A 15,264-nucleotide genomic window follows, 5' to 3' on the forward strand; every position below is an offset into this window, starting at 1 on the left:
GGCGAATTCCAAAATGGGTGTGACGTGGGCACGGGGACCGTGGACGCGGTCGCCGGAGGGGGCCCCGCGAACGCGTACGGGCGCGCCGGCCCCGGGGGGGTCGGCGCGCCCGTACACGGCTTCGGCGGGGCTCAGGCGGTGAAGGCCTTGCGGTGCTCCTCGACGACCGAGCGCAGCTTCTCCAACTGCTCGGCCACGCGCACGGGGGCGGTGCCGCCCTTGTCGGAGCGCGAGGCCAGCGAGCCGGACACGCTGAGGACCTCGCGCACGGCCGGGGTCAGGTGCTCTGAGACGGCGGCGAGGTCGTCGTCGCCGAGGTCGGGCAGGTCGATGCCGCGCTCCTCGCACACGCGCACGCAGGCGCCCGCGATCTCGTGCGCCTCCCGGAAGGGCACGCGCTCGCGCACCAGCCACTCGGCGATGTCGGTGGCCAGGGAGAAGCCCTGCGGGGCGAGTTCGGCCATCCGGTCGGTGTGGAAGGTGAGGGTGGCGACCATGCCGGTCATCGCGGGCAGCAGCAGGTGGAGGGTGTCCACCGCGTCGAAGACCGGTTCCTTGTCCTCCTGCAGGTCCCGGTTGTAGGCCAGCGGGAGCCCCTTGAGGGTGGTGAGCAGCCCGGTGAGGTCGCCGACGAGGCGCCCGGCCTTGCCGCGGGCGAGTTCGGCGACGTCGGGGTTCTTCTTCTGGGGCATGATCGAGGAGCCGGTGGAGAAGGCGTCGTCGAGTGTGACGAAGGAGAACTCCTTCGTCGCCCACAGGATGACCTCCTCCGAGAGCCGGGACAGGTCCACGCCGATCATGGCGGTGACGAAGGCGAACTCGGCGACGACGTCGCGGGCGGCAGTGCCGTCGATGGAGTTGTCCACCGAGTCGGGGAAGCCCAGCTCGGCGGCGACCGCGCGGGGGTCCAGTCCCAGGGAGGACCCGGCCAGCGCGCCGGAGCCGTAGGCGGACACCGCGGCGCGGCGGTCCCAGTCGCGCAGCCGCTCGACGTCGCGCACCAAGGGCCAGGCGTGCGCCATGAGCTGGTGGGCGAGCAGCACGGGCTGGGCGTGCTGGAGGTGGGTGCGGCCGGGCATGGCGGCGTCCGGGTGGGCCGCGGCCTGGTCGGCCAGGGCCCGCACCAGGTCCAGGATCTGGTCGGCGATCTGCCGGGCCTCCTCGCGCAGGTACATGCGCACGAGGGTGGCGATCTGGTCGTTGCGGGAGCGCCCGGCGCGCAGCCGCCCGCCCAGTTCGGTGCCGACCCGCTCGATGAAGCCGCGCTCCAGGGCGGTGTGCACGTCCTCGTCCTCCAGGACGGGGGTGAACGCCCCGGAGGCCACGTCGGCCTCCAGCCGGTCCAGGCCCTCGATCATGCGGTCCAGCTCGTCGGCGGTGAGCAGGCCCGCCCGGTGCAGGGCGCGGGCGTGGGCGCGCGAACCGGCGATGTCGTGGCGGGCCAGGCGCCAGTCGAAGTGGGTGCTCAGCGACAGGCGCGCCAGGGCCTGGTCGGGGCCGCCCTCGAAACGGCCTCCCCACAGGCGCAGCGCCTCGGGCTGGTCGGCCATGGTGGTCTCTCCTTGACGTGTGGTGCGGCGGTGCGGGGCCGGGGCCCCGCGTCCGCTCGGGTGCTACGTGCGCGGGCGCCGGTCGCGGGCCCGGCGGTCCCGGCGGGGGTCCGGGACGTCCTCGTACGAGGTTACGGTCTGCGGTCGGCCAGTCGCAGGAGGGCGGCGGCCAGGTCCTCGCCGCCCTGGGGGTCGCGGGAGATGACCAGGATGGTGTCGTCCCCCGCGATGGTGCCCAGGATGGCGTGGAAGTCGGTGTGGTCGATGGCCGAGGCCAGGTACTGGGCCGCGCCGGGCGGGGTGCGGACGATGACCATGTTGGCGGAGGCCTCGGCCGAGACCAGCAGGTCCTCGGCGAGCCGGGTCAGGCGCGCGCCGGAGACCTGTTCCAGGCCCAGGCTGTCGGGGCGGGTGCGCTGGAGGCGTTCGCCCCCCTCCCCCGGCAGCACGTAGACCAGGTGGCCGTCGGCGGTGCGGAGCTTGACGGCGCCCAGTTCGTCCAGGTCCCGGGAGAGGGTGGCCTGGGTGACCTGGACGCCCGCCTCGGACAGGCGCCTGGCCAGCTCGCCCTGGGACCTGACGTCCTCCCGGGTGAGGACGTCGGTGATCCTGGCGTGTCTGGCCGCCTTGGTCATCGGCGCCGTGCCGCCGTTCTCCGCCGTCATGGGCGGACGGCCCCGGGGTTGTCGCTGGCCTCCAGCAGGAAGGCGAGCAGGGCCTTCTGGGCGTGGCGGCGGTTCTCGGCCTCGTCCCAGACCACGCTCTGCGGCCCGTCGATGACCTCGGCGGAGACCTCCTTGCCGCGGTAGGCGGGTAGGCAGTGCAGGACGATCGCCTCGGGGTGGGCGGTGGCGAGCAGGTCGGCGTCGATCGCGTAGGGGCGGAAGGGCGCCTCGCGGTCGGCGGCCTCGTCCTCCTGGCCCATGGACACCCAGGTGTCGGTGGCCAGGACGTCGGCCCCCCGGGCGGCCTCGCGGGCGTCGGCGGTGACCGTGACCGACCCGCCGGTGGTGGCGGCGATCTCGGCGGCGCGCGCGACCACCGCGGGGTCGGGCTGGTGCCCCTCGGGCGCGCCGACGCGCACGTGGAGTCCGGCGGTGGCGCCGCCGAGCAGGTAGGAGTGGGCCATGTTGTTGGCGCCGTCGCCCAGGTAGGCGAGGGTGAGCCCGGCCAGGTCGCCCTTGTGCTCGCGGACGGTCTGCAGGTCGGCCAGGATCTGGCAGGGGTGGAACTCGTCGGTGAGGGAGTTGACCACCGGGACGGAGATGTGGGCGGCCAGGGTCTCCAGGTCGCTCTGGGCGAAGGTGCGCCACACGACGGCGGCGACCTGGCGTTCCAGGACGCGGGCGGTGTCCTCCAGGGGCTCGCCGCGGCCCATCTGGGTGCTCGCGGTGTCCAGGACCAGGGCGCTGCCGCCCAGGTCGGCCACGCCCACGGCGAAGGACAGCCGGGTTCGGGTGGAGGGCTTGTCGAAGAGCAGGGCGACGGTGCGCGGACCGGCGAGCGGCCGGTGGCCGAAGCGGTCCTTCTTCATGTCGTCGGCGAGGTCGAGGACCCGGGCCTGTTCGTCCGGGGTCAGGTCGTCGTCGCGCAGGAAGTGGCGGGTCACGGCTACTGCTGCTCCTTCGTCGCTGCGGCCTCGGCTGCGTCCAGGATGGTGGGCAGCGCCTCGATGAACAGGCCGATCTGTTCGGGTGTGATGACCAGGGGCGGGGCGATCCGGATCGCGTGCGGCGCCACGGCGTTGACGAGGAAGCCGCGGACGGCCGCCTGTTCCTGCACGTGGGCGGCGTGCGGCGCGGTGAGCTCCAGGGCCCGCCACAGTCCGCTGCCGCGCTGTCCGGCCAGCAGGGGGTGGTCGATGGTGTCGAGCTGCTCGGCGAGCAGGTCGCCCATGACCGCGGTGTGGGCGAGCAGGTTCTCGCTCTCGATGGTGTCGAGGACGGCGAGGGCCGCCGCGCAGGCCACCGGGTTGCCGCCGAAGGTGGAGCCGTGGTCGCCCTTGGCGAAGGCGTCGGCGTAGCGGCCGAAGCCGACGCAGGCGCCGATGGGCAGGCCGCCGCCCAGGCCCTTGGCGAGGGTGAGCACGTCGGGGCGCACGTCCTCGGCCTGGTGGGCGAACCAGAGGCCGGTGCGGCCGATGCCGCTCTGGATCTCGTCGAGGACGAAGGCGGCGCCGGTGTCGTCGCAGATCCGCCGGACCCCGGCGAGGTACCCCTCGGGGGCGGGGACGACCCCGGCCTCGCCCTGGGTGGGTTCGGTGAACACCGCGACGCAGTGCTCGTCGACGGCGTCGGCGAGGGCGTCCAGGTCGCCGTGGGGCACGAAGCGCACGTCCATGCCGAAGGGGCCGAAGGGCTCGCGGATGGCTTCCTTGCCGGTGAGGGCGAGGGCGCCGGAGGTGCGGCCGTGGAAGCCGTGGGACGCGGCGACGAAGTAGTGGCGGCCGGGCCCGGCGGCGCGCTTGACCAGCTTGAGCGCGGCCTCGTTGGCCTCGGTGCCGGAGTTGGTGAAGAAGACCTTGGCGTCGCCGCCCACGAGGCCGATCAGGCGCTCGGCGAGTTGGACCTCGCGTTCGTGGACGAACAGGTTGCTGGTGTGGGCGAGCGTGGCCGCCTGGTGGGCGACCGCCTTGACCAGTGCGGGGTGCCCGTGTCCGAGGCTGGAGACGGCGATCCCGGCGATGAGGTCGAGGTACTGGCGGCCGTCGGCGTCGTAGACCTCGCAGCCGCGCCCGAGGGTGAGGGCGATGGGCGGGACGCCGTAGGTGGGCATGAGCGAGGCGGCGAAGCGCTCGCGCAGGTGGGAACCGTTGGTCACTGTGCGCCTCCTGCGTTGGTGACGGTGGTGTGGTTGTCGCGCCAGGGGCGCGGAGCGTGGTCGTTGCCCGCGAGCAGGGCGGCCTCCAGTTCCTCGTCGGCGACCATGGTGCCCACGCCCTGGTCGGTGAAGACCTCCAGGAGCAGGGAGTGGGGCACGCGGCCGTCGATGATGTGGGCCTGGGGGACGCCGCCTTCCACGGCGTTCAGGCAGGCCTCCATCTTGGGGAGCATCCCCGAGGACAGGGAGGGCAGCAGCGCGCGCAGTTCGTCGGCGTTCAGACGACTGATCAGCTCGGTGTTGCTGGGGTAGTCGGAGAACAGGCCCTCGACGTCGGTGAGCACGATGAGCTTGCTGGCGCCCAGGGCCACCGCGAGGGCGGAGGCGGCGGTGTCGGCGTTGACGTTGTAGACGCCGCCGTCGTCGGCGCGGGCGACGCTGGAGACCACGGGGATGCGGCCGTCGTCCAGAAGCGCGGCGACGGCTCCGGGGTCGACCCCGGTGATCTCGCCGACGCGGCCGATGTCGACGGTCTCTCCGTCCACCTCGACGGTCTTGCGCACGGCGGACAGCAGGTTGGCGTCCTCGCCGGACATGCCGACGGCGAAGGGGCCGTGCTGGTTGACCAGGCCGACGATCTCGCGGTTGACCTGGCCGGTGAGGACCATGCGGACGATGTCCATGGCCTCGTCGGTGGTCACGCGCAGCCCGGCGGTGAAGGTGGACTCCACTCCGGCGCGTTCGAGCTGGGCGCTGATCTGGGGTCCGCCGCCGTGCACGACGACGGGGCGCAGGCCCGCGTAGCGCAGGAAGACGACGGACTCGGCGAAGCGGGCCCGCAGTTCCTCGCTGATCATGGCGTTGCCGCCGTACTTGACCACGACGGTGCGGCCGTGGAAGCGGGAGAGCCAGGGCAGCGCCTCGATGAGGTGGGCCGCCTTGTCCAGGGCGTGGGCCCTGGCCGGGTCGTCGGTGGTGTGGGGTGAGCGCGCGATCATGAGTTCTGGGCCCGGTCGTGGTCGGTGGCGGGGGTGTCGGCGCGCAGCTGGGTGGCCAGCTCGGCCAGCACCTCGGTGAGCAGTGCGGCGAGGTCGTCCTCGCGGGGGGACGTGCCGCTGGCTCCGCTGGCCATGAGCAGCACGGTGTCGTTGGCGGCGGTCAGGGGGCCGAGGGAGGCCGCGACGGCGTCGGCGAGCAGGCGCCGGCACTGGTCGGCGGTGACGTCGGCGTCGGTGGTGAGCACGCACAGCGCGGTGGACAGGGAGGCGTCCGGGCCCTTGGCCATGGCGCCGACGGTGTAGCCGTCGCCGCGCCGGAAGGCGATCTTGGCGACGGTGTCGGTGGTGCGGATCGCGTCCGCGGCGTCCAGCCCGCCGCCGCGCGAGGCCTGGGCCAGGGCGGCCGTGACGCCCCGGAGCAGGGCGTCGGGACCGGTGCGCCCGCCCACGGGTCCGGTCGAGCAGAGCACGACCTCGGCGGCGGAGTCGTCGAGCAGGTCCGCGGTGTGCTCGGCGGCGGCGTGGACCTCCTGGAAGCCCGCGTCGCCCCCGCCGGAGTCGATGACGGCGGCTCGCACGCGCTCGCCGAGGAGGACCTGCTGGGACCACAGGACGGGGGCGGCCCTGTCCTCGGCGGCGGTGAAGACGGCTCCGGCGGCACGGGAGGGGCCGTCGTTGACGACCACGGCGACGTCCCGGGCGCCGCCGTCCCTGAGCCCGGCGGCGACCCCGGCCGCCCGGAAGCCCCGGGGCGCGGTGACGCTCACGGGGCGACCGCCGCGAGCGGGAGGCCGGTGTCCTCGGGCAGGCCGAGGGCGAGGTTGGTGCTCTGGACGGCGCCGCCCGCGGTGCCCTTGGTGAGGTTGTCCAGGGCGGCGACGGCGACCATGCGGCCCGCGTCGGGGTCGACGGTGACCTGCACGAGGGTGGTGTTGGCAGCGAGCGTCATGGCGGTGCTGGGCCAGGTGCCCTCGGGGAGCAGGTGGACGAAGGGCTCGTCGGCGTAGGCGGTCTGGTAGGCCGCGCGGACCCGCTCGGCGGTGGCGCCTTCCTTCAGGGGCGCGGTGCAGGTGGCCAGGATGCCGCGGGGCAGCGGGGCCAGGACCGGGGTGAAGGAGAGCCTGACCGGTTCGCCGGTGACCGCGGTGAGGTTCTGGATGATCTCGGGGTTGTGCCGGTGGGTGCCGCCGACCCCGTAGGGGCTGAGCGCGCCCATGACCTCGCTGCCGACGAGGTTGGGCTTGGGCGCCTTGCCCGCGCCGGAGGTGCCCGTGACGGCGACGACGGTCAGGTCGGGCTCGACGAGCTGTTCGGCCAGTCCCGGGAAGAGGGCCAGTGTGGCGACGGTGACGTGGCAGCCGGGGACGGCGACGCGGCGGGCGCCGGCGAGTCGCTCGCGCTGTCCGGGGAGTTCGGGGAGACCATAGGGCCAGGTCCCGGCGTGCGGGGTGCCGTAGAAGCGTTCCCAGGCGGCGGCGTCGTTGAGGCGGAAGTCGGCGCCGCAGTCGACCACGAGGGTGTCGTCTCCGAGCTGCTGGGCGATGTCGGCGGACTGGCCGTGCGGGAGGGCCAGGTAGACGACGTCGTGGCCGCGCAGCTCCTCGACGGTGGTGGGCGCCAGGATCCGGTCGGCCAGCGGCAGCAGGTGCGGCTGGTGCTGGATGAGGGGGGTCCCGGCGTTGCCTCCTGCGGTGACCGCGCCGATGGAGATCTCGGGGTGTCCCAGGAGCAGGCGCAGCAGCTCGCCTCCCGCGTAGCCGCTGGCTCCGGCGATGGCCGCTGTGTGTCCCATGGTGGTGCCCCCTGATCAGTTCGACTGAACTATCATGCACTCACATGCAAATGTATGCAACCAGATTCGCCGAGGCCCCCGCCACTGTGCGCGGGGTCTCATGGCGACCGATCGGTGTGCTGGGAATGCCCCCGGGGCCGGGGCAGAGCGCTCCGGTGGCCGTCACCACGCGCCCGTGTGCGTACGGATTCCCCGTCCGCACCGGGGGTGCCCCTTTTCGGGCGGCCCCGGCCAGGCACCCGTAGAAGCCGGGCTGAGCCTGGAGCCAGCGCGGTCGGCGCGGGACCTCCCGGTGACAGCGACCACGCCCCCTGGAACCCGGGCTGGCGGGAAGGCCCCGGGGGCTGGCGTACGACCTCCCCGCGCCGCTCCCCGCGTCAGCGGCCCGAGATACGGGTGGCGATCCCGGCCAGACGCGAGGTGTGCGCCCTGTCCTCGGTCCGCGACTCGCGGCGGTCGGCGCTCCGGTACAGCCCGTGGATGACCTGCGTGCCCACCCAGCGCAGGGGCTCGGGCTCCCAGCCGCGGTCGCGGTGGCCCACCCACGGCAGGCGGGTCAGGTCGGTCTCGCGGCGCAGGACCAGGTCGCGCAGGGTGCGCCCGGCCAGGTTGCTGGCGGCCACGCCGCTGCCCGCGTAACCGCCCGCCCAGCCCAGGCCGGTCTCGGCGTCCAGGTGCACGGTGGGACGCCAGTCGCGCGGCACCCCCAGCACACCGGACCAGGCGTGCTCGACCGGCACGTCGGCCACATCGGGGAACATGCGGGTGAGCGCCCGCCACAGTTCGGCGATGGCCTGCGGCTGGGTGGCGCCCTCCTCCTCCTGGGCCGAGCCGAAGCGGTGCGGGACGCCGCGCCCGCCGATCGCGATGCGGTCGTCGGCCGTGCGCTGGGCGTAGACGTGGGAGTGGGCGGTGTCGCCCAGCAGCTCCCGGCCCTCCCAGCCGATCTTCTCCCAGAGTTCGGCGGGAACGGGCTCGGTGACGATCATCGAGGAGTTCACCGGCTGCCAGTCGCGGCGCTGTCCGCGCAGGGTGGAGGTGAAGCCCTCGGTGGCGCGCACGACGTGGTCGGCGTAGACGGTGCCGTGCCCGGTGACGACCGCCGGGCGGGCCGCGCCCTGGCGGGGGCGGATCTCCTCCACCTCGGTGCCCTCGAAGAGGGCCACGCCCAGGTCCTCCACCACACGGGCCAGCCCCGTGACCAGCTTGGCGGGCTGCACGCGGGCGGCGTGCGGCGAGTAGGCGCAGGCGACGGCCCCCGACACCGACAGCCGGGGCTCGTGCTCACCGTCGAGCAGGTGGATGTCGTCGGGCCAGTAGCCCCACTCCTGGAGGTACTCGATGTCCTCGGCCAGGCGCTGGCGCTGGGCGGCGTTGGTGGCCACCAGGCGCATGCCGCCGCGGACGACGTCGGCGTCGACGCCCTCGGCCTCGGCGACCGAGACCACCTCGGTGACGGTGTCCATCATCGCCCGCTGCAGGGCGACCATCGCGGCCTTGCCGTGTGACTGCGCGTAACGCTCGCGGGAGCCCGCGAACTCCGCGGACAGCCACCCTCCGTTGCGGCCCGAGGCGCCGAACCCGGCGAACTCACGTTCGACCACCGCCACGCGCAGGTCCGGCTGCTCCTTCTTGAGGTAGTAGGCGGTCCACAGGCCCGTGTACCCGGCTCCGACCACGCAGACGTCGTAGTCAGCGGTGCCGGGCAGGGGTGCGCGGCGCTCGGGGAGCCCGGTCTCGCGGAACCAGAAGGAGACGCCTCCGTTGGCGAAGCGCGAGGACCGTGGAATCGCTCTCATCTGCGCGGCAGTGGTGAACAGACCCATGTTTCCCCCCGAAAAACTGTGCGCTCACGGTCCACCCCGCGGGACCCACGAACTTCCGCCAACCTACACGGGAACGGCGGCCGGTGGGATGTCCTCCCCGCCTTCGGGTCCGGTGGCGCACCGGCGGGGCGTGGATTCGGCTACCCAGAGTTCCGACACGAACGCGCCGTCAGCAGCAGGAGCTGTCACGGAGCGTGCGCGCGATGGCGGCGAGCCGGCGCACCCCGTCCTCGCCGAGCGGGCCCAGGACGTGTTCGCGCAGCCGCTCGACGTGTCTGGTGCGCGCCTGGCCGATGAAGTCCAGGCCGCTGTCGGTGAGGACGGCGTAGACGACCCGGCGGTCCGAGGCGCAGTTCTCCCGTTCCAGGTAGCCCTCGCGCTCCAGGCGGTCCGCGAGCTTGGTGAACCCGCCCGTGCTCAGGCTGACCTCACGGGCCAGGCGGCTCATGGGCAGCCGGTGGCCGGGTGTGCGCTGGAGGCGTATGAGCACCTCGAACCACGGTCCGGCCATGTCCTTGCCGTCCGGGGTGATGCCGCCCAGGAGCTTGGGCTGAACGACGTTCATGGCCTCGTGGACCAGCCCCCATGCGGTGATGAGGTCGTCGTCGCTCGTCGCGCCGCCCGCGTCACCCGCCCCGCTCGCGCCGCCCGTGGCCTCCATCGGCTCTGTGGTCATGTCCGCTCCCTGTCCCTCCCCGGGGCGGACGCCGACGCGCATCCAACCCACAAGAAATATCTTCCCAGTAAATTTTACTCGACGCGGAACGTTTCGCCCAGTGGATTTGTCCCGAACACGTCACACCCGGCGCACGGGGTCGTGCACCGGGTCGGGAAGGCGGCTGTGGGAAGGGGTCGGAGGAGGGCGGTCGTGGAACGAGGTTTCCTCCACGGGGCCCCGCCGACGACACGGCGGGGCCCCGCGGTCAGTGCCGGGCCGCGACCGCGTCCAGCGCGGCCGACAGGGTGGACACCATGTGGTCGATCTGCTCCCAGGTGATGATGAGCGGCGGCGAGACGAGCAGCGCCGTCGGGATCGGCCGTACGATCACACCGCGGGCCCGCGCCTCGGCGAACACCTCCTGGGTGGTGATCCCCCGCCCGTTCAGTGCCTCCTCGGTGAGTTCCACCGCGCCCATGACGCCCAGGCCCGAACGGACCTCGGCCACCATCGGGTGGTCGGCCAGGCCGCGCAGGGCGCCGTCCAGCTGGCGCTCGATCTCCAGCGACACCGTGAACAGGTCCTCGCGCTCCAGGATGTCCAGGTTGGCCATCGCCGCCGCGCACGCCGTCGGGTGCCCGGCGTAGGTGGTTCCGTGCAGGAACGGGTTGCCCTCGCCGTTGTAGAAGGGGTCGGCCACGCGTCCGCTGACCACGACGCCGCCCAGCGGCAGGTACCCGCTGGAGACGCCCTTGGCGAAGACGATCATGTCCGGGTCGACACCGAAGCGCTCGATGCCGAACCAGTTCCCCAGCCGGGCGAAACCGCAGATGACGCTGTCCACGACGAACAGCACGCCGTACTTGTGGCAGATCCGCGACACCTCGGCGAAGTAGTTCTCCTCCGGCAGGAAGACCCCGCCCGCGCCGACCACCGGCTCGGCGAAGAAGGCCGCGACCCGCTCGGGGCCGACCCTGAGGATCTCCGCCTCCAGGGCCTCGGCCGAGTCGTGGGGCACCACGGAGGTGTCCTCGACCAGCCTGCCGTAGCCGCTGCGGAACCGGTCCATGCCCGAGATGCTCGTGCCGAACCCGTGCAGACCGTGGTAACCGCCGGTCCGGCTGATCAGGTGGGTGCGCCCGGGCTGGCCGGTCACCGCCCAGTACCGCCGCGCCAGCTTGGCGGCCGTGTCGATGGACTCCCCTCCCCCGCAGGTCAGGATCACCCGCGGGTCGGCCACCGGGGCGTGCGAGGCCAGGCGTTCGCACAGTTCCACGGCGGGCCCGTTGGCGAAGTCCCCGTAGACCGTGTAGGCGTCCAGGGTGCTGATCTGGCGGTGGACCGCGTCCGCGATCTCGGTACGGCCGTGGCCGACGTTGCAGTACCAGAGGCTGGCCGTACCGTCCAGGTAGCGGTCCCCGGAGCTGTCCCAGAGCCACACGCCCTCGGCGCGGGCCACCATGAACTCCGGACCCCTGACCACCGTGTTCATATCGCAGAAGGTGTGCCAGAGGCGGCTGGGCTCCCGCTGTTGCGTGGGAGTGAGTGCGGACGAGACAACCGTTTCGGTCATATGGCGACCTCCGAGCCGTGTCATGCGCGAGAGCGCAGTGGAAAACTCAGGTTGATCCAGCCTGCACACGGGCGCCCGTTGGTGGCAGGTGCTTGCAGGCTAAGCGTGCGACCCGCCTCACAGCAAGAGCCAAAACGAAGATCCATGCCCCGAAACACAAACTTCATGCCGGCTACCCTCGGGGGTCGGCGCCAAAACCCTTGCTGGGCTGGAAAAACTCGCCGAAAAACAATCTGGAATCCGGGCCCGCCGCCGGAGCTTTCACCGATACGGCTGGCGTGGCGTGACGGTGTGCGACCCGCGCGCCACACGCGGCGCGCGGCCCCGCGTACACACGAGGGCGGGGCCGGCCACCCCGTACTCGGGAAGTGACCGGCCCCGCCCTGACCCAAACACCCGCGCCTCGACCGCGCGGAACAGGCCTTCCCCGTCAGCCGCGCAGGACGGCACCCGTGCGCTCGGTCGCCAGGGCGACGGCCGCGTCGCGGGCCGCTCCGGCCTCCTCCGCCGTCAGCGTCCGGTCGGCGGCCCGGAAGCGCAGGGCGAAGGCCACCGACTTGCTGCCCTCGCCGACCTGGTCGCCGGTGTAGACGTCGAACAGGCGCACGCTCTCCAGCAGTTCACCGGCGCCCTCGGCCAGCGCGGCGCTGACCCGCCCGACCGGCACCGAGGAGTCCACGACCAGGGCCACGTCCTGCGTGGCCACCGGGTACGTGGAGATCTCCGGCGCGGTGACCGGGGTGCGGGCCCGCTCGATCCGGTCGAGTTCGACCTCCACGGCGGCCGTGCGCTCGGGCAGCCCGAAGGCCTGGACGGTGCGCGGGTGCAGCTCTCCGGCGTGGCCCACGAGCAGGCGCTCCCCGTCCACGCGCACGTACAGCGCGGCGCAGCGGCCCGGGTGCCACGGGGCGTGCTGGTCGGCCTCGACCTCCAGCTCGACCCCCGCCACGCGGGCGACGTCGCGCGCGGTCTGGACCGCGTCGGCCCAGCCGGCCTCCCGGCCCGGGCCCCACCATCCGGCGCGTTCGGCGTGGCCGGAGATCACCGCGCCCACCCGGCGCGGCTGGTCCGGCAGGGCCGCCTCGATCCGGGCCAGCTCCTCGGCGTCGGGCCCGCGGTCCACCGCGAGCATGGGCGCGCGGGGGGCGCCGGGCCTGGGCCGGTAGACCAGGCCCGTCTCGTACAGGGCCACGTCGGTGAACCCGCGGCCCGTGTTGCGGGCCAGCGCCTTGAACAGCCCCGGCAGCAGCGTGGTGCGCAGCAGCGGCTCGCCCTCGTTGAGCGGGTTGGCCAGGCGCAGGGCGTCGCGGCGGTCGTCGTCGGCCGCCAACTGGAGGCCGTCGAGGTCGCGTTCACCGACGAAGGGGTAGTTCAGCACCTCGTGGAAGCCGGTCCCGGCCAGGGCGCGGCCGACCGCGCGGCGCAGACGCTGGCTCGCGGTCAGGCCGCGGCCCGAGGCGCGCGGGCGGATCGAGGGGATGTTCTCGTAACCCTCGAAGCGGATGACCTCCTCGGCGAGGTCGTTGGGGTCGGTGATGTCGGGTCGCCAGCTGGGCGGAACGACCCTCAGCAGGTCCCCGTCGGCCTCCACCTCGCAGCCGACGGCGCGCAGCCAGCGCTGCGTGGTGCCCTCGGGGTAGTCCACCCCGGCGACGGCGCCCGCGTGGGAGGCCCGTACCGTGACCGGCTCGCGCGCGGCGGTGCGGTCCAGGTGGGTGTAGGCGGTCTCGACGGTGGCGCCGCCCAACTCCGCGAGCAGTTCGACCGCGCGTGTGGCGGCGGCCAGCTGCACGGCCGAGTCCACGCCCCGCTCGAAGCGGCGGGAGGACTCCGAGGACAGCTGGTGGCGCCGCGAGGCGCGGGCGATGTGCATGGCGTCGAAGTGCGCGGCCTCGACCAGCACCTCGGTGCTGGTCAGGGAGATCTCCGTGGTCAGGCCGCCCATGACCCCGGCGATGTTGACCGGGCCGCTGTCGTCGGCGATGACGATGTCGTCGGTGTCCAGGGAGCGCTGGACGTGGTCCAGGGTCTCCAGCTTCTCCCCCGCCTCGGCGGCGCGCACCCGCAGGGCCCCCCGCAGCTGGGCGCGGTCCCAGGCGTGCAGCGGCTGGCCGAGTTCGAGCATCACGTAGTTGGTGACGTCGACGGCCAGGGAGATGGGGCGCACGCCGCACTGGTGCAGGCGGCGCTTCATCCACAGCGGGCTGGGCGCGTCGGGGTCGAACCCGGTGGCGCCGCGCAGGACGTAGCGGTCGCACAGGGCCGGGTCGATCTCGGCGGGGTGGCCCTCGCCGCCGGACTCGGCGACGGCGACGTCGGCCGGGTCGTGGAAGTCCACCCCGTACAGCGCGGCGGCGTCGCGGGCCACGCCGCGCAGGGACAGCGCGTAGCCGCGGTCGGGCGTGACGGCGATGTCCAGGACGTCCTCGCGCAGGCCGAGCGGCCCGATGGCGTCCTCGCCCACCGCGCCGAAGCCCTCGGGCAGCACGATGATGCCGCTGTGGTCCTCCCACAGGCCCAGCTCGCTGGCCGAGCAGATCATGCCCGCCGACATCCGGCCGTAGGTCTTGCGGGCGCCGATCCGGAAGCCGCCGGGCAGTTCGGCGCCGGGCAGGCAGACCACGACCAGGTCGCCCTCGGAGAAGTTGCGGGCGCCGCAGACGATCTCCTGCGGCTCTCCGGTGCCGTTGGCCCCGCCCACGTCCACCCGGCAGTAGCGGATGGGCTTCTTGAACCCGGTCAGCTCCTCGATCTCCAGCACGCGGCCGTACACGATGGGGCCGGTGATGTCGGAGCCGAGCTCGTCGACGGTCTCGACCTCCAGGCCCGCCAGCGTGAGGCGGCCGGCGAGTTCGCGGGCGGTGGTGCCGACCGGAAGGTCGACGTACTCCCGCAGCCAGCTCAGGGGGACGCGCATCAGTTCTCACTCCCGAACGCCGAGGTGAAGCGGATGTCGCCCTCGACCATGTCGTGCATGTCGCGCACCCCGTGCGCGAACATCAGTGTCCGTTCGATTCCCAGGCCGAAGGCCCAGCCCGTGTAGACCTCGGGGTCCACGCCCGCGGCGGTGAGCACGCGGGGGTTGACCACGCCGCAGCCGCCGATCTCGATCCAGCCCTCGCTGGAGCAGGTGCGGCAGGGCGCGTCCGGGTCGCCCACGGAGGCGCCCCGGCACACGAAGCACTCCATGTCGACCTCGGCGGAGGGCTCGGTGAAGGGGAAGTAGGAGGCGCGGAAGCGCGTGCGCAATCCCTCGCCGAACACGCCCTCGACGTAGGCGTCGATGGCTCCGCGCAGGTGGGCCAGGGTGACGCCCCGGTCCACGACCAGGCCCTCCAGCTGGTGGAAGACGGGGCTGTGGGTGGCGTCGAGCTCGTCGGTGCGGAAGGTCTTGCCGGGCGCGACCACGTACACCGGCAGCTCCCGCGAGAGCAGGGCGCGGATCTGCACCGGCGAGGTGTGCGTGCGCATGACCAGGCCGGACTCGCCCCCGTCCGGGCCCTGCACGAAGAAGGTGTCCTGCATGGTGCGGGCGGGGTGGTCGGGCTTGAAGTTGAGGGCGTCGAAGTTGAACCACTCGGCCTCGACCTCGGGGCCCTCGGCGATCTCGAAGCCCATGCCGACGAAGATGTCGGCCACGCGCTCGGCGACGGTGGTCAGCGGGTGGCGGGAGCCGCGCGGCGCCCGGTCCCAGGGCAGGGTGACGTCGACGCGCTCCTCGATGAGCACGCGCTCGTCGCGCTCGGCCTCCAGGACGGCCTGGCGGGCCTTGAGCGCCTGGCCGACGTCGCGGCGGGCGCCGCCCACGCGCTTGCCCGCGTCGGCCTTGGCCGCGGGGGGGAGGGCGCCGATCTCACGGTTGGCCAGGGCCAGCGGGGAGCGGTCCGAGGCGTGCGCGAGCCGGACCTCCTTGAGTTCGGCGAGGTCGGCGGCCGCCTCGACGGCGGCCAGCGCCTCCTCGCGCATGCGGGCGACCTCGTCGGGGTGCAGGGAGGTCACCTCGACGGGGTCGAAGGAATTGTTCGGTGCAGACATGGTTGGTTGCCT

Annotated in this window: 12 protein-coding genes; all 12 read right to left on the bottom strand. The window is 73.3% G+C overall.

Going from position 1 to position 15,264, the window contains the following annotated elements:
- Positions 1-131 precede the first annotated feature (131 nt).
- Positions 132-1,550, bottom strand: coding sequence for an argininosuccinate lyase (gene argH / locus UIS43_RS08935; RefSeq protein ID WP_013154072.1), 1,419 nt, complete (start codon positions 1,548-1,550; stop codon positions 132-134).
- A 131-nt stretch (positions 1,551-1,681) separates the two neighbouring features.
- Entirely contained in the window at positions 1,682-2,215 is a 534-nt protein-coding gene (locus UIS43_RS08940) for an arginine repressor (protein WP_013154073.1), read from the bottom strand.
- On the bottom strand, positions 2,212-3,159 hold the full coding sequence (gene argF, locus UIS43_RS08945) for an ornithine carbamoyltransferase (protein ID WP_013154074.1): 948 nt from the start codon (positions 3,157-3,159) through the stop codon (positions 2,212-2,214). The genes UIS43_RS08940 and argF overlap by 4 nt, the downstream gene beginning before the upstream one ends.
- Before the next feature lie 2 nt (positions 3,160-3,161).
- Positions 3,162-4,370, bottom strand: a complete 1,209-nt coding sequence (locus UIS43_RS08950; RefSeq protein ID WP_013154075.1) for an acetylornithine transaminase — start codon at positions 4,368-4,370, stop codon at positions 3,162-3,164.
- Positions 4,367-5,368: an acetylglutamate kinase gene (gene argB, locus UIS43_RS08955; protein ID WP_013154076.1), complete on the bottom strand. Its 1,002-nt coding sequence runs from the start codon at positions 5,366-5,368 to the stop codon at positions 4,367-4,369. Before argB ends, UIS43_RS08950 begins: the two co-directional genes overlap by 4 nt.
- Positions 5,365-6,135: a bifunctional ornithine acetyltransferase/N-acetylglutamate synthase gene (locus tag UIS43_RS08960; protein ID WP_370012944.1), complete on the bottom strand. Its 771-nt coding sequence runs from the start codon at positions 6,133-6,135 to the stop codon at positions 5,365-5,367. The genes argB and UIS43_RS08960 overlap by 4 nt, the downstream gene beginning before the upstream one ends.
- Complete coding sequence (gene argC / locus UIS43_RS08965) at positions 6,132-7,160, bottom strand: N-acetyl-gamma-glutamyl-phosphate reductase (RefSeq protein WP_013154078.1); 1,029 nt, start codon at positions 7,158-7,160, stop codon at positions 6,132-6,134. Before argC ends, UIS43_RS08960 begins: the two co-directional genes overlap by 4 nt.
- A 377-nt stretch (positions 7,161-7,537) precedes the next feature.
- The gene (locus UIS43_RS08970) at positions 7,538-8,959 is read right to left on the bottom strand and encodes an FAD-binding oxidoreductase (protein ID WP_041553191.1); all 1,422 of its coding nucleotides are present in this window, start codon (positions 8,957-8,959) and stop codon (positions 7,538-7,540) included.
- 196 nt (positions 8,960-9,155) lie between these two features.
- The gene (locus tag UIS43_RS08975) at positions 9,156-9,662 is read right to left on the bottom strand and encodes a MarR family winged helix-turn-helix transcriptional regulator (RefSeq protein ID WP_013154080.1); all 507 of its coding nucleotides are present in this window, start codon (positions 9,660-9,662) and stop codon (positions 9,156-9,158) included.
- Between the two features lie 247 nt (positions 9,663-9,909).
- The gene (locus tag UIS43_RS08980; RefSeq protein ID WP_041552792.1) at positions 9,910-11,136 is read right to left on the bottom strand and encodes an aspartate aminotransferase family protein; all 1,227 of its coding nucleotides are present in this window, start codon (positions 11,134-11,136) and stop codon (positions 9,910-9,912) included.
- A 511-nt stretch (positions 11,137-11,647) separates the two neighbouring features.
- The gene (gene pheT, locus UIS43_RS08985; RefSeq protein ID WP_013154082.1) at positions 11,648-14,134 is read right to left on the bottom strand and encodes a phenylalanine--tRNA ligase subunit beta; all 2,487 of its coding nucleotides are present in this window, start codon (positions 14,132-14,134) and stop codon (positions 11,648-11,650) included.
- Entirely contained in the window at positions 14,134-15,252 is a 1,119-nt protein-coding gene (gene pheS / locus UIS43_RS08990; protein ID WP_071622441.1) for a phenylalanine--tRNA ligase subunit alpha, read from the bottom strand. The genes pheT and pheS overlap by 1 nt, the downstream gene beginning before the upstream one ends.
- Between the last annotated feature and the right edge of the window lie 12 nt (positions 15,253-15,264).

The organism is Nocardiopsis sp. LDBS0036, from assembly GCF_041228755.1.
In the GTDB taxonomy this organism is placed as follows: domain Bacteria; phylum Actinomycetota; class Actinomycetes; order Streptosporangiales; family Streptosporangiaceae; genus Nocardiopsis; species Nocardiopsis dassonvillei.

Excerpts from the sequence above, each read along its gene's own strand:
- argH (WP_013154072.1), bottom strand. The coding sequence starts at position 1,550 with ATGGCCGACCAGCCCGAGGCGCTGCGCCTGTGGGGAGGCCGTTTCGAG.
- UIS43_RS08980 (WP_041552792.1), bottom strand. The coding sequence starts at position 11,136 with ATGAACACGGTGGTCAGGGGTCCGGAGTTCATGGTGGCCCGCGCCGAG.
- pheS (WP_071622441.1), bottom strand. The coding sequence starts at position 15,252 with ATGTCTGCACCGAACAATTCCTTCGACCCCGTCGAGGTGACCTCCCTG.
- pheT (WP_013154082.1), bottom strand. The coding sequence starts at position 14,134 with ATGCGCGTCCCCCTGAGCTGGCTGCGGGAGTACGTCGACCTTCCGGTC.
- UIS43_RS08975 (WP_013154080.1), bottom strand. The coding sequence starts at position 9,662 with ATGACCACAGAGCCGATGGAGGCCACGGGCGGCGCGAGCGGGGCGGGT.
- argB (WP_013154076.1), bottom strand. The coding sequence starts at position 5,368 with ATGATCGCGCGCTCACCCCACACCACCGACGACCCGGCCAGGGCCCAC.
- UIS43_RS08940 (WP_013154073.1), bottom strand. The coding sequence starts at position 2,215 with ATGACGGCGGAGAACGGCGGCACGGCGCCGATGACCAAGGCGGCCAGA.
- argC (WP_013154078.1), bottom strand. The coding sequence starts at position 7,160 with ATGGGACACACAGCGGCCATCGCCGGAGCCAGCGGCTACGCGGGAGGC.
- UIS43_RS08970 (WP_041553191.1), bottom strand. The coding sequence starts at position 8,959 with ATGAGAGCGATTCCACGGTCCTCGCGCTTCGCCAACGGAGGCGTCTCC.